Origin of the sequence: Arthrobacter sp. UYP6 (assembly GCF_040547315.1) — a bacterium.
Classification (GTDB): Bacteria; Actinomycetota; Actinomycetes; order Actinomycetales; family Micrococcaceae; genus Arthrobacter_B.
The window spans coordinates 52,564-69,314 of record NZ_JBEPPM010000009.1 but is presented as its reverse complement, the minus strand read 5'-3'; the positions used below and the strand labels follow the sequence as shown (position 1 = coordinate 69,314).

Sequence of the window (16,751 nt, the reverse complement as noted above, 5' to 3'; positions counted from 1 at the left end):
GCCACTTTGGACAAGCGCACCCGTTTTGGGAATTCCCTGCCGTTTTAAACCGGCAGGGAATTCCCAAAGTGGAGGCAAAATCCCAAAGTGGTCGCGTCAGTCGTCAACCTGGCCGGAAACACGTGCCGCGTGAGCAGTCCTGCCCGGGCCGTGGATGGCGGTGACCCAGCGCAGCAGCGAGTACAGCAGCTGCGACGCCCCGGGCATGAACCCTGAACCGTGGTGGTAGACCGGATCCATGGTGGTCACCAGCAGCCGGGCCGGCTGGTTGACCTCGTCCACGTACAGCAGGGCGCCGGACTCGGCGCCGTCCTCCTCCATGACCACCAGGGACCGGGCGCCGGCGGGCGGATGCAGCAACCCGTGATGGTGCCAGGCCACGGCACGCGGCGTGAAGTACTCCCACATCGGATCCTCGGGCAGGCGCAGCCGCGTGCCGTTGTCCTCGCCGGTGCGCCAGGTCCAGAACACGGTGGGCCTAAATGAGTAGCCCACTCCGGGCAGCCACTGTTCCACTGTGTTCTCGCCGAGCACGATCACCGTCTTGCCCGGGTCCTGCAGCGCGGCACGGACGGCCGGCGCAAAACGTGCCAGCTGCCCGTGATGCAGGCGGTCCCCCACAATAATGGCGTCCAGGCCGGCGAGCACCGACGGATCAGCGTCGGGGAGGTAGACGGATTCGAGCCGGTAGGGGTGCAGGGCCGGATCGGCCAGGGTGCGCAGCGGCGGGAAGGTCCCGCAGTGCAGAAGTCCGATGCGCGGGGCAGCTCCGGCAGCGGGCGCGCGACGTCCGACGACGGAGGGTCGGACGGCGGCGGATCCGGCGGCGGCGGGATTGGCCGGCGGGCCCGTGGTTACTGAGGACGACGGCGCCGTACCCGACTCAGACGCCCGGCTTCGGCCCGCCCTGATTCCACCCTCGAGCCAGGCCACCAGGTTGGGACCGATCTTGCCGATGGAGTACCTGTTGTCGCTGAAGCTCTCCAGGTCATTGCCGCCGTGGACCAGCACTTCGCCCTCACCCAGCCGGTAGCTGTAATCCAGCGGCAGCCGGTACTGGCCGATGCCTGTGACAACGGTTGCCCCCTCGGGCAGGTCCAGGTGGTAGCCGCGGCCATAGAAACCGGCAACGCCAATCTCCTTCAGCTTTTCGTAGCTGTGCGTTCCGGGTACCCCCGTGCGGTAGTGCAGGTCGCGGTAGTCCACACCTTCCCACACCGGATGGGCCGTCACGGCGTGCGGCTGCACGTCGCGGGCGCCGCGGAATTCCAGCTTCCGCCAGCCCGCCAGCCCGTCGATGAAGGGTGTCACCACCTGCGCGTTGACCAGCACCCGGCCGCCGGAGCGGACAAAACCGGTAAGCGCTTCGCGGTGCCGGCTCAGCAGCAGATGGTCAACGCCGCCGCCGATAATGAGCCCGTCGGCGGAGAGGATCCGGGCGCGGGCGGCGTCGTCGTCGAGGTCGTACGCGTCAATGTCTTCCAGTGCCCCACGCCAGGAGGGGTCGCGCTGGCCGCGCATCGGTGTGCCGCCGATCAGCCGGAGAATCACGGAAGGTCCTTTCGAAGAGGAACGGAGGTGAGGGATGCGGAAGTGAGGGGTTCAGCCGGGGACGGAGCCGCGGCAAAGGGGGCGGAGCAGGTCTGCCGGCAGGAGGGCCCAAAGTCAGGGACCGCAATCACGCGGCTGCCCGACCCGGTGCCCACGGTGGGAGTGCAGATGGGCAGCCCGTAGACCGCGGACAGGGCCGAGCCGGTCAGAAGCTCATCGGTGGGACCCCACCGGGTGTCGTCGCTGCCCACAAAGAGCAGGGCATTGCGTGAGACGTGCAGCGCGTGGTCCGGATGGTGGGTGGTCATGATGACGGACATCCCGTCGGCGGCCAGCCCGGCCAGGACGCCGAGCACGCGGGACTGGTTGTGCAGGTCCAGCGCCGAGGCGGGTTCATCCAGGACCAGCAGCTCCGAGCCGGAGGCCACCGCCCGGGCGATCAGGACCAGCTGGCGCTGCCCGCCGGAAAGTTCGGAGTAGGTGCGCTGCGCCCAGTCGGCCACCCCCACCCGCTCCATCGCGGCATCGGCGGCTTCATGGTCCTCACGGCGCGGGGTTTGATAGGCGCGCAGGTGCCGGCTTCGTCCCATGAGCACCATTTCGGCAACGGTGAAGGACGTGCCACCGGCGCCGTGGTCCTGCGGGACGTAGCCGACGGCGGCCGCTGAACCGATCTGTCCCTCACTCGGGGTCAGCAGTCCGGACAGGCACTTGAGCAGGGTGGTTTTGCCGCGCGCATTGGGACCGAGAATGGAGAGAATCTCTCCGCGTTCCAGGGTGAAGCCGAGGTTCCGGAACAGCCACGGGCGCACGCGGGAGTAGCGGAATCCCAGCCCGGTGACCTGCATCAGGGGTTGGGCCGCGGCCGGGACGGACCCGGGCTTCAGGACGGGAAGGGTGGTCATCGGGTGCCGCCTTTTTTCTGGGAACGGGCCAGCAGCAGCACAAACACCGGGGCGCCGATGACGGCGGTCAGGATGCCCAGCGGCAGTTCGCTGCTGGTCATGGAGCGGCTGAGGGTATCGATCAGCATCAGATAGGTACCGCCGAGCAGCAGGGACGCCGGCAGCAGTACGCGGTGGTCCGGGCCCACCCAGAGCCGGGCCAGATGCGGAACCACCAGTCCCACCCAGCCGACAGCGCCGGCCACGGCCACGGTGCCGGCGGTCATCAGGGCCACCGCGCACAGCAGCACCACGCGGGAGCGGTGCGGATTCACACCCAGGGCCGCGGCGTCGTCGTCCCCCAGCGAGAGCACATTCAGGCGCCACCGCATGGCCAGGACCACGGCGGCGCCGATCGCGATCGGAATCAGTGCGGTGAGTACCAAGTCGTAGCCGGCGGCGGCGATGGAGCCCAGCAGCCAGTGCACAATCGAGGGCAGCTCGGAATACGGATCGGCGGTGTAGGTGATAAAGGAGACCAGGGCGTTGAAGAACGCCGCCACCACAATGCCGCCGAGCACGATCATCAGCATGGGCCCGCCGCTTCCGCCGAGACGGCCCAGCAGGAGCACGACGGCGAGCGCGGCCAGCCCAAACCGAACGCTCCGCCCACCATCGCGCCGCCGGACAGGCCCAGGGTCAGCACCAGCACGCCACCGAAGGAGGCTCCGGCGGTCACGCCGATGATGTCCGGGCTGACCAGCGGGTTACGGAACAGTGCCTGCAGACACGCGCCACCCAGGGACAGGGCGCCACCCACCAGGAACGCCAGCAGGACCCGCGGCAGGCGCACGTCCAGTACCACGGTGGCTTCCTGATCGGTCCAGGTCCGGCGCAGGGCACCGTCTCCGCCGCCGGCGCCGAAGAGGGCGGTGGCCTCGTTGGCCAGGATGCGCAGGATTTCATTCGGCGGCACCCAGTACCGGCCCGCCGCCATGGAGACCAGGGCCACCGCGCTCAGGATTAGGACGCACAGCAGCAAAGGCACCTTGTGGCTGCGGGGTGCCGGGCGAGGTGCCGGGCGAGCTGCCGCCGCCGTCGTCGTCGTCGTGCCGGGCTTAGCCGCGGAAGACGTCATAGCCGGCGCTTCCGCTGTTGAGTTCCAGCCGCAGGGCGGCGTCGATCTGTGCCGAGGAAATCTCGTAGTTGTACAGGTAGGAGATCTTCTCCTTCATGGCGGCGCGCAGGGTGTGTCCGGTGAGCCGGGGGTGGTAAAGTTCGGCGGCCCACTGCCACATCAGCGGAGACTCGGCGCACGGAACCTCCCAGCGGTAGCCGCCCAGCGGAGCCTTGTAGACGCGGCGGTTGCGCACGGCGGAAACAGAAGCCAGCGACTTGTCCGCGTAAACCTCGGCGGGCGTGCGGGCGTCGAAGCCACCCAGGGTGATAACCTCCGGATCCCAGCTGATGAGCTGTTCGGCGCTGACCACGTTTTCCGCGGACATGTTGTCCGCGGCCACGTTCCGGCCACCGGCGAGTTCCATCCAGTAGTGCATGTAGGAGGACTTGTTGGACGCAGAGTAGCCGTCCCCGGACTGGCCCAGATGGACCGCGCGGACCGGGGTCGTGACGCCGGAGAGTTCCTTCTTCAAGCGGGTAATCTCGGCCTGCATCCAGCTCACAATCTCGGTGCCGCGCTCGGGCTTGCCAACGATCGTGGAGAAGAGCGAAACCCAGGTTTCCAGATGTTCCTGCGTGCCGTAGAGCAGGCAGACGGTCTTGAAGCCGGCGTTCTCCAGCGGTTCCACGAGGCCGTCGCCCTGATCCGCCCACTGGAACACGACGTCGGGCTCCAGGTCGGTGAGGGTTTCGATGTTGGGCGTGAAGCTGGACGGGGAAATGGTAGTGGTGCTCTTCGACTCCGGGTACATCTCGCCGAACAAGCCCTGCTTATTGGCTTGGAGGGTGGATTCGTTGATGCCCACAATCCGGCCGTAGCCGCCGTCCACCGCGGCCAGCATGGAAGGGGAGGGAATCACGGTGGTGGCGATCCGCTGCACCGGAGAGTCAAAGGAGACCTGGACGCCGCGCATGTCGGTGACGGTGAAGCCTCCCGAACCGGCACCGCTGCCGGCGGCTGCAACCGTTTCACGGGACGAGCAAGCACTCAGGGCAAGGGCCAGAAGGCCCAGACCGGCACCGCCGAGGAGCGTGCGGCGGGAGGTCCCAGGTGGGGGAACGGAGGCGGACAAAGAAGTTCCTATCGCTACGGGTAGGTAAGGCTTACCTAAAGACTGATGTACATATCAGACCATATGTACTCGATTAGCGCATATTTATGTGTCGTAATTAAGTAGGCTGTCGAACTGCCGGAGAGGCGGAGGTTGCCGCCGCCCAGGCGCCGGCGGACGGAACCGGAGGCCGCCCCTCCCGCGGCCGGACGCCTGCCGCGAGAGGACAGCCGAGCTACACAGGGGACCAAATCCGCCCGGCGAATTGAGCCGGCCAGGTGTCTCCATGAGTCTCCGTGTTACGTTGTCGCTCAGTTTTAGTTCAGTAAACCTACAGGTCAGAGGCTCATTCTGACCCGGACGCGTAACATTCGATACTTACTTGACAGGACGCGGTGGTAGCTTCGCGTTATGACTGAGATTCCCCTCTCCATCCCTGTCCTGGATCTGAGTACCGCCCGAGGTGCTGACGGATCCTTCACGTCGGAGTTCATCGAACAGCTCCGTGATGCAACTCACCGGATTGGCTTCTTCCAGCTGGTGGGGTATGGCCCGGGCGAGGCCAAGGTGGACGATTTGTTCGACGTCACCAAGCGCTTTTTTGACCTGCCTTTGGAGGAACGGCTGGAGTTGGATAACCGGAAATCTCCACACTTCCGCGGCTACACCCGCCTCGGCACAGAGCTGACCCAGGGGCGCCCGGACGCCCGCGAACAGGTGGACTTCGGGCCGGAGCGTGAACCGGCTGCGGATTATCCAAAGCACCAGCCGTTCTGGCTGGTTCAGGGCCCCAACCAGTTCCCGGACGACGCGCTGCCCGAGCTGCGGGAAAAGTCCATGGAATGGGGCCGGCTGATGTCGGATGTGGGCACCGAGCTGCTCAGTGCCATTGCCGTATCCCTGGAGCTGCCCGAGCACCACTTCGCCGAGCCGTTCGAAGGCACGCCAGCTTGGATGGCCAAGCTGATCCACTATGTGGGCGGCGTGGTCAAGGAAGCCGGCACCCAGGGCGTCGGTTCCCATGCCGACTACGGGTTTGTCACACTGCTGCTGCAGGATTCCGTAGGCGGGCTGGAGGTGCGTCCGCACGAATCGGACACCTGGATTCCTGTGGAACCAATCCCGGGAGCCCTGGTGGTCAACCTGGGCGAGATGCTCGAAGTTGCCACGCAGGGTTACCTCTCCGCCACCATCCACCGCGTCACGGCTCCGGCTCCCGGCGTGGACCGCTACGCCATTCCCTTCTTCTGGTCCCCTCGTCTGGACGCCGTGATTGATTCGGTCCAGCTTCCGGTGGAGCTGGCGGCTCAGTCACGCGGAATCTCCGACGATCCGGAAAATCCAATGCTGGCGTCCTACGGGTCCAACGTACTCAAGGGCTGGCTGCGCGCGCATCCGCAGGTGGCTCAGCTGCATCATCCTGAGCTGGTTTCCCGGTAAAGGTTCGATTACAAGACTGGCCCGGGGATGCGCACGGCGTCAGTAGGAGCGGGGCAATCCCAGCACTTTTGTTGCCACGAAGCTCTTGATCAGGTTGTTGTTGACCGGAGCCACCTGGAACATGCGGGTTTCACGGAACTTGCGCTCCACATCATATTTATCCACGAAACCGTACCCGCCGTGGGTATCAAGGCATGCATTGGCGGCTGCCCAGCTTGCCTCCGAAGCGAGATGCTTGGCCATATTCGCCTCCGCACCGCATGGCTCGCCGGCATCGAAGAGCCGTGCCGCTTCGATGCGCATCATGTCCGCGGCACGGACCTTCATGTAGGCATCCGCGATGGGAAACTGAACTCCCTGATTGACGCCGATCTTTCGGCCGAACACCACGCGGCTGTTGGCATACTCCACGGCGCGACGGGTGAACCAGTAGCCATCACCGATGGCCTCCGAAGCGAGCAGGATGCGTTCGGCGTTCCAACCGTCAATAACGTAGCGGAACCCGCTGCCAACCTGACCAATGACGGCTGACGCCGGGACACGCATGCCCTGGTAGAAGACCTGGTTAGTGGCGTAGTTGAACATGGTGCGCACCTTTTCCACCCTGAGCGTGCAGGGTTGCTCCGAACGGATCGGCCGCAGATCCACCAGAAACAGGGTCAGGCCATGCGTCTTGTCGGTGCCCGCGCCGACCGGCTTCTGAGACGTGCGGGCCAGAACGAACATAAGGTCTGATTCATCAATCCGACTGGTCCAGCTCTTATGTCCGGTCATCACAAAGTGATCACCGTCCCGGATCGCCGCTGTCTCGATGCTTGTTGTGTCAGAGCCTGCCTTGTCCTCGGTGATAGAGAACGCCTGTAATCTGAGCTTTCCCGAGGCGATGAGCGGCAGATAGGCCTCTTTCTGCTCAGCGTTGCCGTGGCGCAGCAGCGCGCCCATGGTGTACATCTGTGCATGGCAGGCTGCCGAATGCCCTCCGGAATTGTTGATTTCCTCCATGATGACGCTGGCCTCGGTCAACCCCTGCCCCAGCCCCCCGTACTCGGTCGGGATCAGCGCGCCCAGCAGTCCGGCCGCAGTGAGCCTGTCCACAAATTCCAGCGGATAGCGGCGGTTCTGGTCGGTTTCACGCCAGTACTCATCTGGAAACTCAGCGCACAGGGCACGGGTCTGCTCGCGTAGCTGTACCAGGGCACCTGTCGACGTAGGCATCATTACTCCTTGAAGTAAGGCTGGAATCTATTACGGCGAAACTTCGCCCCCTTGGCCATCGACCATACGCTAATATATTTGGTCCTTACAAGACCCCTCAAAACTCTGGCAATTGGCGAAAATCTGAACAAGAATAGGCGTCAAGCTCAATATATTCACTTCAGGAGACCAATGATGGAGCACGAAGCAACCGGGAACAAAGCAAACGGAAACCCAGTAGTGCCGGGATGGACCGGCCGGTTGTTCGAGGACTTTTCTCCCGGTGAGATCTACTACCATCCCTTCGGCAAGACGGTCACGGAAGCGGACAACCAGTCCTTCACACTGATGACGCAGAACGTGGCCAAGACTCACGTGGACCGCAATTTCGCGAAGGACACCGAGTTTGGCCTGCCCCTGGTTAATTCTGCTTTCACGCTCGCACTGGTCACGGGCCAGTCAACCATCGACCTGTCCATGAACGTCTTCGCGAACCTGGGCTGGGATGAGGTCCGGATGCCCAACCCGGTGTTTGAAGGCGACACCATCTATTCACGCTCCAAGGTCCTTTCCACCCGGATTTCCGCGTCACGCCCCCACCTGGGCCTGGTCGCCGTAGCCACCGAAGGCTTCAACCAGGACGGCAGAATCGTGATCAGCTACCGCCGGACCTTCATGGTGTACAGGGAGGGCCACCTTCCCAGCGTCACGTCCGCACGCCCGGACGAATCCACCCTGCCTGACGTCGGGGACTTCCGGTGACAGCCACTATGAGATCCCCAGAAGTCAAAAGAATTCTGCAACCTGCCGCAAAGGAGCAGTGAATGGGCCGGCTGCCCCTTGAGGGCATCACCGTAGTCTCTCTGGAACAGGCCGTCGCAGCTCCGTTTGCGACCCGCCAGCTCGCCGACCTGGGTGCGCGCGTTATCAAGGTGGAACGAGATACCGGGGACTTTGCCCGCGGTTACGACACAAAGGTCCACGGCATGGCCAGTTACTTTGTCTGGCTGAACCGGTCCAAGGAAAGCATTGTCCTGGACCTGAAATCCGAGGACGGCATTGCCGTGCTGCGCAAGCTCGTGTCCAGGGCGGATGTCCTGGTCCAGAACCTTGCCCCCGGCGCCATCGAACGGCTCGGCCTTGGGCCCGACGATGCCCTGGCTCTGAACCCGCGGCTGATCCATGCCTCCATCTCCGGCTACGGCCGCGGCGGCTCCTACGAAACCAAAAAGGCCTACGACCTGTTGATCCAGTGCGAGGCCGGCCTTCTCAGCGTCACCGGCACCCCCGACTCCCCCGCCAAGGCAGGCGTCTCCATTGCAGACATCTCCGCCGCCATGTACACCTACTCCGGCATCCTGACCGCACTGCTGCAACGGGCCTCTACGGGCCGGGGCGACGTCCTGGAAATCTCCATGCTTGAAGCCTTGGGGGAATGGATGTCCCAGCCGTACTTCTACGCTGAATACGGTGGTTCACCGCCTGTCCGCAGTGGCGCCCAGCATGCGAGCATCGCCCCCTACGGACCGTTCAGCGCCGCGGACGGCATGGTATTCCTGGGCATCCAAAACGAGCGTGAATGGAACGTGTTCTGCTCCGAGGTCCTGGGCCAGGCCGGGCTGGCCCAGGACCCGCGTTTCGCCGCCAATGACCTGCGGGTGGCTAACCGTCCAGTACTTCATGAGGCGATAAACAGTGTCCTAAGCGGGTTGCCCTCTGCGGAGATCCTGGCCCGACTTGATGCCGCGGGCATCGCCAACGCGCAGCTGCGGACCATGCATGAATTCTCCACGCACCCGCAGCTGGCCGAACGCAACCGCTGGAGGGACGTCGATTCCACGGTAGGCCCGCTGCGCAGCCTGATCCCCCCAGTGACGTCACGCGAAGCCGATATCCGAATGGCTCCGGTGCCGGAAATCGGCGAGCACACAGACAAGATCCTGTCCGAACTCGGGTTGGACTGACAGGATCTTTCACCCGCGGCACCGCCAGCCGCGGCCGGTCGGGGGCCAGACACTGATGCCGTATGTTTGGTGGGGAGAATTATCAGAAAGAGTCCGCAGATCATGACCAGCCGCACACCGCGCAACAGCACACGCCCGCAACTGAGCGAGAAGGCCACCGCGCACATCCGCGGCCTCATCATGTCGGGTGAACTGCGTCCCGGCACACTGGTCCGTCCCGAGACCATCGGCGAGGAACTGGGCATCTCCTCCACACCGGCGCGCGAGGCGCTGCAGGCACTTCGGGTGGAAGGCTTCTTGGAACTTGTGCCCCGGCACGGTTTTGTCGTAGCACCGCTGACGGGTGAAGACATCCGCGACCTGTTTCAGGTGCAGGCCCTCATTGGCGGGGAGCTCGCAGCTCGGGCGGCCGTGAAGGCAACCGAGCAGGACGTAGCCGAACTCGAGGCACTGCACCACGAACTGATCGCCGCCGCGGTCCGGAACAACAATGAACTGCTCGAAGAGAAGAACCATGCCTTCCACCGTGAGATCAACCTGATGGCAGGCTCACGGAAGACGGTCTGGCTCATGGGCCTGGTCACCCGGTATGTCCCCCGGGAGTTCTATTCCTCGATCGCGGGCTGGCCGCGGGCAACCATGGACGACCACGCCGAACTCCTCGACGGCATCAAGGCCGGGGATGCGCAAGCAGCCCGGACGGCAATGCACAAACACATCGTGCATTCCGGCGAGCTGCTTGCTGCCCACTTCGACTCCCGCATTTCCTCGGCTCCGACTGAATAATCCAGTCCCCTGCCAAAGGGGTTCAGTTCTCGAAAAGGATCACCTGCCGTACGGCCAGGCCGTCGGCCAATTTGTCGAGGGAGGCATTGATCTCGGAGAGTGCAATGCGCCCCGAGATCAGTTCCTCGACGGGAAGCTTTCCGTCCCGCCACAGTTGGACGTACACCGGAATGTCACGCGAAGGCACCGCGGAGCCGAGATATGAACCGATGATGGTGCGGGCCTCGCCTGTGAGTCCGAGCGGAGCAATCGTGGAACGTGCATCCGGGGATGGAAGCCCTACGGTGACGGTGGTGCCCCCGACGCCGGTGGCCGCCACTGCTGTTTCGAAGGCCCGTGGATGCCCTGCTGCTTCAATGACCACAGGCGCTTTAACCCCGTTTACCTCCAGCTCAGCCGGCGAATACACTTCGTCTGCTCCCAGCTCCTTGGCCCGTGCCAGCTTTTCAGGGTTCGCATCGACGCCGATGACCTTACCCTTGCCGAGCGAAATTGCGGTCAGGAGCGCTGCCATGCCCACGCCGCCCAGGCCAACGACCATGACTGCGTCGCCGTCCCTGGGCTTGCCCGCGTTAATAACCGCGCCGCCTCCGGTCAGGACGGCGCATCCGAGGACAGCGGCAATTTCCGGGGGCACGTCGTCGTCCACGGGGACGACTGACTGTCGGTTCAGCACGGCGTGGGTCGCGAAACCGGAAACTCCTACGTGGTGTGAAATATCCGTCCCGTCGCGGTGCAGCCGGTAGTGGCCGCCCACCAGGACTCCGGCATTGTTCGCCGCTGTGCCGGGCGTGCACGGCAGTTTTCCGTCCGTCAGGCAGTTGGCACACTCACCGCAGCGGGGCAGGAACACAGTGGTCACCTGTTGCCCGATTTTGAGGTCTGAGACATTCGCACCCACCTTCTCGACGATGCCTGAGGCTTCGTGTCCAAGCAGCATGGGCGTAGGCCGCACGCGGTTGCCGTCGACGACCGAGAGATCGGAATGGCACAGGCCCGCGGCGCGGATTCGGATCAGGACTTCGTCGGGGCCCGGCTCATCGAGGTCCAGCTCGACAATCTTGAGCGGTTCGGACTGCGCGTACGGACGCGGCAGGCCGATCTCTTCGAGAACAGCACCGGTGATCTTCATGGGAACTCCTTGGGTTGGGCCGGGTCGCACACCCGTTGCGTTGCTCGCGGGGAAAGCAGACTGCCCTCCGTTTCCGGTAGCAACCGCGGCGGACTGCATCAGCATTGACACGGCCTAATATTTTGAGAATTCCCTGAAACTAGCAGGGTTGATGATTCAACGACAACCCTATTGACCACCCCAATATATCCGGATAGCGTGGCCACACTGCTGCTGAGCCCGCGGAGGGGATTGCTACTTGCGGGGCCGCAGGAAGCCAATCAAAGGAGATTGCACGTGGTCAACGAAACCAAGCTCCATATCCTCGAAACGGGCACCATGGAGGCCGACCTGACGTGGTTGCTGCTGAAGCCGAACCGGATTATCAGGGACCGGGATCACCGCTACCAGGAGCGTGCCTGGGGCGAGGTGCCGACGCATGCGGTCCTGATCGAACACCCGGAAGGACGCATCCTCTGGGACACCGGTGTACCGCGGAACTGGGAGGAACACTGGGGCCCCACCGGATTCGACAAGTTCTTTCCGGTGCTTGACGATCCCGAAGGCAAAACCGGCTATCTCGATTCGAGCCTCGCCCAGCTTGAGCTCACACCGGAAGACATCGACGTACTGGTGCTCTCGCACCTTCATTTTGACCACGCGGCGAATGCGCGCCTTTTCGACAACGGCAAAACCCGAATCCTCACCAGTCAGGCCGAGCTCGACGGAGTGGCTTCCATTACCGGATACAGCCAGGGCGCGCACATTCCAGACGACTTCCTGGGGCTCGATATCGGTGGCATCAAGGGCGACGAGGAGATCATCCCCGGCGTGAGCGTTATCCAGACTCCCGGGCATACCTGGGGCACCATGTCGTTGCTGGTTGATCTGGAAAATGAGGGTTCCAAGCTTTTCACCTCCGATGCCGTGTACCTGGCAGACTCCTGGGGTCCGCCAGCAGTCGGCGCCGCGATTGTGTGGAACAACCTCGCCTGGCTGGAGTCCGTAGAGAAGCTCCGCAGGATCGCGCAGGAGACTAATGCGGAAGTTATTTTCGGGCATGACGAGGACCAGAAAAAGCTGCTCAGGCTTGCACCGGACGGCTACTACTCATGATCCTCTACGACTTCCGCTGCCCGGGCGGGCACCGGTTCGAGGCCGGTGTGCAGTCAATGAGCGCGCCGAATCCCGAATGCCCTAGGTGTGGAGCAGCCACCAGCCGAGTTCCAAGCAGGATGAACATCGGCGGCGTGGCCGATTCAGGACCAAGCCGCGCCCAGATGCCGCACAGCTGGGAGGGCATCGGCCGCGGGCACCCCGACGCCGTCGCGCACTGGCGCAAAAAGGTGGAGCGGCGCGAGAAGCTCGAGGAAAAGTACCCCGAGCTCGCCGGGGACCGGCGGCCCATCCTCGCCCATGAAGGCATCTTCTCGGGACGCCCTTTGCGTGCCGGCGATGACATCGGCGCATCAGTTGCTGCGGCAACCGAAGCCACCAAATCACAGGCAGCCAAGACTCCGCAGGAGAAAAAGTGACCGATATTGTGCAGGCCGCTGTTGGAACGACGACAATCCTCGCCGACGTGGACAGCATTGAAAGCCGGGACTACGAGAGTCCGCTTCCAGTCGCGGGTGGCTTGGTCATGAAGATGATTCGTGCGAATGTCTGCGGCTCCGACGTGCACATCCTCCATGGCAACCATCCGCTGGTCCGTCCGGGTTGCGTCATGGGACACGAGGGAATCGGCCGGGTAGCTGCGTTGGGTGAAGGGGTTTCAACCGACTTCGCAGGGCAGCCGCTTGCCGTCGGGGACAGGGTTGTCGCGACATACTTTCAGGCGTGCCGACGCTGCCCGGAGTGCAACAACGGCCACGGCAACATTTGCCGGAACGCCTACACCGGCTGGTCCACGAAGGCCGAGACTGCTCCGCATTTCTTCGGGACCTTCGGCACCTACTACGCGGTGGGTCCCAACCAGGCGGTGTACAAGGTCCCCGACGCCGTCTCGTCGAAGGCTGCCTCCTCGGCCAACTGCGCCCTGTCCCAGGTGTACTACGGCTGCCTCCTCGGTGAAGTTTCGTACGGTGACAAGGTTGCCATTTTCGGTGCCGGCGGTCTGGGCGTATGTGCCTCTGCCGTCGCCTCGACCTTGGGGGCCGAGGTGTTCGTGGCCGAGATGATGCCTAGCCGGCTGACGAAGGTTCAGGAGTTCGGGGCCCACCGCACGATTGACCTCTCACAGGCGGCCGATGGGGAAGGCCGGGTGCAGCTCGTGAGGGAGGCAACCGGGGGCGGCGCCGACGTCGTCATCGATCTGACCGGCGTGCCCTCGGCGTTTTCCGAGTCCGTCCGCTCCGCCCGCGCGGGCGGCATCGTCGTCGAAATCGGCAACATCTCGCCCCATAAATACACTGAGTTCGATCCCGGCACGTTCACGCGGACGGGCGTGCAGATCCGCGCAGCAATCCGCTACCCGCTTGAGGTGCTGGGCAAGGCAGTTCGGTTCATTGCGGACACTCCCCATTTCCCCTGGGAGTCCCTTGTCGACGCCGACTTCACCCTCGATAAGGTCACCGATGCCATCGCCGCTGCGGAATCGCGGAGGGTGACCCGCGCCGGCATTGTCATCGACGACTGAGTTCCGGGCGGGGCGGCAGCCCCGCCCGTTCCAACAACCCCTGGAGAATGATGTCCAACACCGCTGTCGAGTCCGAAGCTACACGGACAGGCGTCACCACCGCTTTTATCGGAGGAAAGCACGTCCCTGCCTCTGGCACCTACCAGAACATTGACCCGGCGACGGGGACCGCGATCGGTGAGGTGTCCCGGTGCGGCGCGGAGGATGTCGACTACGCCGTTTCTTCCGCCCGCGCAGCCCAGCCCGGGTGGGCCGCCACCAAACCCGAGGTCCGCGCCGACCTACTTCAAGCCCTGGCAGCAGCGATCCTGGCCAACAGCGATGAACTGACCCGCCTTGAATCAGAGGACACAGGAAAGCCGCTCACCCAGGCACGGACCGACGCCACCGTCGCGGCCCGTTACTTCACTTTTTACGCCCGGGCCATCGACTCCTATTACGGGCTCAGCCTGCCCGTTGATGAGTCCTTCCACGTCTACACACGCCGTGAGCCGCTGGGAGTATGCGGAAGCATCATTGCGTGGAACTATCCGATGCAACTGTTCGGGCGGGCGGTGGCCCCCGCACTCGCCACCGGCAACACGGTGGTCATCAAACCGGCTGACGAGACTCCGCGGACAGCGGTGCGGATCGCCGAGCTCGCCGTCGACGTCGGCATCCCGGCCGGCGTGCTCAACGTCGTGACCGGCATCGGAGCCGAGGCGGGAGCTGCCCTTGCCGCGCATCCCGGCATCAACCACATCGGTTTCGTGGGCTCAACCACGGTAGGCACCTCCATAGCCACGGCGGCAGCCCAAAACCTGATTCCGGCGGTGTTGGAGCTCGGCGGCAAAAGCCCGCACATCGTCTTCCCCGACGCCGATCTGGACCAGGCAGCACTGTTCATCACCAAGGGAATCCTGCAGAACGCAGGACAGACTTGTTCCGCCGGTTCCCGTCTCCTGGTGCACGCGGATGTGGCGGAGGACCTCCTGGCGAAGCTAAAGGACGCCTTTGAGGCGGTTCGGATCGGCCCCGGATCGCAGGATCCGGACCTCGGACCGCTCGTTTCACTCAAGCAGCAAAAAAGGGTGAGCGCATTCGTGGAAGGGGCCGGGGGAAGGATCATCACGGGAGGGCAGGCGCCAACGCACATTGAGGCGGGCGCCTTCTTCGAACCCACGATCATTGCCGGCGTCGACCCGACTGCCGACATCGCCCAGCAGGAGGTGTTTGGCCCGGTGCTTGTGGCCATGACGTTCATCAGCGAAGAGGAAGCCGTAGGCCTGGCCAACGGCACCGAATATGCCCTCATGGCGGCAATCTGGACGAGCGACGTTTCCCGCGCCCACCGGCTGGCTGCGCGCGTGCAGGCCGGACAGGTGTATGTAAACGCCTACGGAGCAGGCGGCGGCGTGGAGTATCCCTTCGGAGGGTTCAAGAAATCCGGCTACGGCCGGGAGAAAGGCCTGGAGTCGCTCAATGCCTATACCGCCACCAAGACCGTCATAGTGAAGCTGTGAGGGCCGGGCCGAATCAGGAAAGAACAGTCATGTCCCTCACCCAAACGTACGCCCGCCATGCCCTCGCACCGTTGGCCCTTCCGCAGGACCGCAGCGAATGGATGCACAACCTGCTGTTCGATTACCTTGCAGTCGCCCTCGGCGGGGCAGAACGCGACTCGGCTCGTTCTGCCAGAGCTGCTTACTCGCCGCTCTCCACTCCGGATGGTTCCGCCTCTGTCATCGGGGGCGGGTACCGGCTTGGCACTGAGGACGCAGCTCTTGTCAACGGCATCACGGCCCATGGACTGGAACTCGACGACACTTTTGAGGAAGCCTCGCTTCACCCGGGTGTTGTGGTGTTTCCTTCGCTGCTCGCGGTGGCCGAGGAACAGGGTTCCACCTTTGGCGAAGTACTCGACGCCGCAGTCGTCGGCTACGACGTGATGTGCCACATGGGCGTCGTCCTTGGTGCCGCCGAGAGCTACGGGCGGGGCTTTCATCCCACGGGCGTGGCGGGGGCCATCGGGGCGGGTGCGGCGGTGTCGCGGCTTCGCGGCCTGGACGAGGACCAGACGGGGAACGCCATCGGAATTGCAGCGGACCTCGCCGCAGGTTCCCTCGAATTCCTCTCGGACGGCGCCTGGACGAAGCGGCTCAACGCCGGGCATGCCGCCGCCGTCGGGGTGCGCGCTGCGCGCCTTGCTGGAGCAGGATTCATCGCTCCCCGGGACGCACTGGAGGGCAGGGACGGCTTCCTGTCCAACTACGGGCAGGGGTTCAGCCCTGACCGCGCGACGCCGATCGAAGCCGGTGAGTTCGCTTGGCGTACGAGCATAAAACTCTATCCCTGCTGCCGGTACATGCACGGCAACCTTGACCTGCTCCTGGACTTGGCAACCCAGCGTCCCGGACTCACTCCAGCGGATATCGAGGACGTTGAACTTGCCGTCATCCGGGCAGGGGCGCGGCTGGTTAGCCTACCTGCCGACGCCAAGCTCCGGGTTGAGTCGGCGGTCGACGCGCAGTTCAACATGCCCTACGGCGCTGCTCTTGCTCTCACCACGGGAAGTGCGACAGTTGAACAGTTTGATTGCGCGGCGGAGCTTACCCCCCAGCTCCTGCCGCTCATGCGCAAAGTCCGCTGTATAACGTCTGACGCAGTTGAGGCAGCTTTTCCTGCCGCATGGACGGCTGAGGCCAAAGTGACGTTCACGGACGGCACCGTGGTCACTTCAAGAACGGATGCTTTTCGCGGATCGCCCGGTGCGCGGCCCACACGCGAGGACTTGCTCGGAAAGGCCACCGGTTTGGTTGGCACCGAGCAGGCACGAAGGCTGCTGGACGTTTTCGAACACAGGCGGTCAGAACCGTTAGGAGCTTTCCTTTCCGATATGACCAGCGCCAAGGCGCCTTCCGGGCCCTAACCGCTGATGTCTCCGGAGCCTCCGGAGTCGGTCCGGCGCCGGCA

At 64.1% G+C, this 16,751-nt stretch carries 16 protein-coding genes and 1 pseudogene; 10 read left to right on the top strand and 7 right to left on the bottom strand.

Annotated features, from left to right (window positions below; all coding sequences use genetic code 11):
- Positions 1-96 precede the first annotated feature (96 nt).
- The 5 genes from ABIB35_RS09365 to ABIB35_RS09345 are packed head-to-tail and all read right to left on the bottom strand — an operon-like array spanning position 97 to position 4,687.
- Positions 97-1,551, bottom strand: a complete 1,455-nt coding sequence (locus ABIB35_RS09365) for a hypothetical protein (RefSeq protein WP_354180827.1) — start codon at positions 1,549-1,551, stop codon at positions 97-99.
- Positions 1,548-2,456, bottom strand: a complete 909-nt coding sequence (locus ABIB35_RS09360; RefSeq protein ID WP_354180825.1) for an ABC transporter ATP-binding protein — start codon at positions 2,454-2,456, stop codon at positions 1,548-1,550. The genes ABIB35_RS09365 and ABIB35_RS09360 overlap by 4 nt, the downstream gene beginning before the upstream one ends.
- The gene (locus ABIB35_RS09355) at positions 2,453-3,067 is read right to left on the bottom strand and encodes a FecCD family ABC transporter permease (RefSeq protein ID WP_354180823.1); all 615 of its coding nucleotides are present in this window, start codon (positions 3,065-3,067) and stop codon (positions 2,453-2,455) included. The genes ABIB35_RS09360 and ABIB35_RS09355 overlap by 4 nt, the downstream gene beginning before the upstream one ends.
- A complete protein-coding gene (locus ABIB35_RS09350) occupies positions 3,022-3,573 on the bottom strand; it encodes an iron chelate uptake ABC transporter family permease subunit (RefSeq protein WP_354180822.1) in 552 nt (183 codons plus the stop codon). The genes ABIB35_RS09355 and ABIB35_RS09350 overlap by 46 nt, the downstream gene beginning before the upstream one ends.
- Entirely contained in the window at positions 3,554-4,687 is a 1,134-nt protein-coding gene (locus ABIB35_RS09345) for an ABC transporter substrate-binding protein (protein WP_354180820.1), read from the bottom strand. The genes ABIB35_RS09350 and ABIB35_RS09345 overlap by 20 nt, the downstream gene beginning before the upstream one ends.
- Before the next feature lie 390 nt (positions 4,688-5,077).
- On the opposite strand from ABIB35_RS09345, the gene ABIB35_RS09340 reads away from it, so the two are divergent.
- Positions 5,078-6,106 carry an isopenicillin N synthase family dioxygenase gene (locus ABIB35_RS09340; RefSeq protein ID WP_354180818.1) on the top strand — a complete coding sequence of 343 codons (1,029 nt, stop codon included), beginning with the start codon at positions 5,078-5,080 and terminating at the stop codon, positions 6,104-6,106.
- Positions 6,107-6,145: 39 nt separating this feature from the next.
- On the opposite strand, the gene ABIB35_RS09335 is transcribed toward ABIB35_RS09340, so the two are convergent.
- Positions 6,146-7,321, bottom strand: coding sequence for an acyl-CoA dehydrogenase family protein (locus ABIB35_RS09335; RefSeq protein ID WP_354180816.1), 1,176 nt, complete (start codon positions 7,319-7,321; stop codon positions 6,146-6,148).
- A gap of 171 nt (positions 7,322-7,492) precedes the next feature.
- On the opposite strand from ABIB35_RS09335, the gene ABIB35_RS09330 reads away from it, so the two are divergent.
- The 3 genes from ABIB35_RS09330 (at position 7,493) to ABIB35_RS09320 (ending at position 10,050) form a co-directional block, all read left to right on the top strand.
- Positions 7,493-8,062 (top strand): MaoC family dehydratase, encoded by a 570-nt coding sequence (locus ABIB35_RS09330; protein WP_354180814.1) that lies wholly within the window; start codon positions 7,493-7,495, stop codon positions 8,060-8,062.
- Positions 8,063-8,124: 62 nt separating this feature from the next.
- Positions 8,125-9,264 carry a CaiB/BaiF CoA transferase family protein gene (locus tag ABIB35_RS09325; RefSeq protein WP_354180812.1) on the top strand — a complete coding sequence of 380 codons (1,140 nt, stop codon included), beginning with the start codon at positions 8,125-8,127 and terminating at the stop codon, positions 9,262-9,264.
- 102 nt (positions 9,265-9,366) lie between these two features.
- On the top strand, positions 9,367-10,050 hold the full coding sequence (locus ABIB35_RS09320; protein WP_354180810.1) for a GntR family transcriptional regulator: 684 nt from the start codon (positions 9,367-9,369) through the stop codon (positions 10,048-10,050).
- A gap of 22 nt (positions 10,051-10,072) precedes the next feature.
- On the opposite strand, the gene ABIB35_RS09315 is transcribed toward ABIB35_RS09320, so the two are convergent.
- The gene (locus ABIB35_RS09315) at positions 10,073-11,182 is read right to left on the bottom strand and encodes an alcohol dehydrogenase catalytic domain-containing protein (protein WP_354180808.1); all 1,110 of its coding nucleotides are present in this window, start codon (positions 11,180-11,182) and stop codon (positions 10,073-10,075) included.
- Positions 11,183-11,458: 276 nt separating this feature from the next.
- Between ABIB35_RS09315 and ABIB35_RS09310 the strand changes: the two genes are divergently transcribed.
- From ABIB35_RS09310 to ABIB35_RS09285, 6 genes and pseudogenes are all read left to right on the top strand, one after another.
- Entirely contained in the window at positions 11,459-12,277 is an 819-nt protein-coding gene (locus tag ABIB35_RS09310) for an N-acyl homoserine lactonase family protein (protein WP_354180806.1), read from the top strand.
- Positions 12,274-12,339 (top strand): annotated as a pseudogene (locus tag ABIB35_RS09305) (FmdB family zinc ribbon protein); the annotation flags it as partial. The gene ABIB35_RS09310 and the pseudogene ABIB35_RS09305, both read left to right, overlap by 4 nt.
- A 72-nt stretch (positions 12,340-12,411) precedes the next feature.
- On the top strand, positions 12,412-12,696 hold the full coding sequence (locus ABIB35_RS09300) for a hypothetical protein (RefSeq protein ID WP_354180976.1): 285 nt from the start codon (positions 12,412-12,414) through the stop codon (positions 12,694-12,696).
- The gene (locus ABIB35_RS09295; RefSeq protein WP_354180804.1) at positions 12,693-13,799 is read left to right on the top strand and encodes a zinc-binding dehydrogenase; all 1,107 of its coding nucleotides are present in this window, start codon (positions 12,693-12,695) and stop codon (positions 13,797-13,799) included. The genes ABIB35_RS09300 and ABIB35_RS09295 overlap by 4 nt, the downstream gene beginning before the upstream one ends.
- 50 nt (positions 13,800-13,849) lie before the next feature.
- Positions 13,850-15,301 carry an aldehyde dehydrogenase family protein gene (locus ABIB35_RS09290; protein WP_354180802.1) on the top strand — a complete coding sequence of 484 codons (1,452 nt, stop codon included), beginning with the start codon at positions 13,850-13,852 and terminating at the stop codon, positions 15,299-15,301.
- 29 nt (positions 15,302-15,330) lie between these two features.
- Positions 15,331-16,707, top strand: coding sequence for an MmgE/PrpD family protein (locus ABIB35_RS09285; RefSeq protein ID WP_354180800.1), 1,377 nt, complete (start codon positions 15,331-15,333; stop codon positions 16,705-16,707).
- The last annotated feature ends 44 nt before the right edge of the window (positions 16,708-16,751 follow it).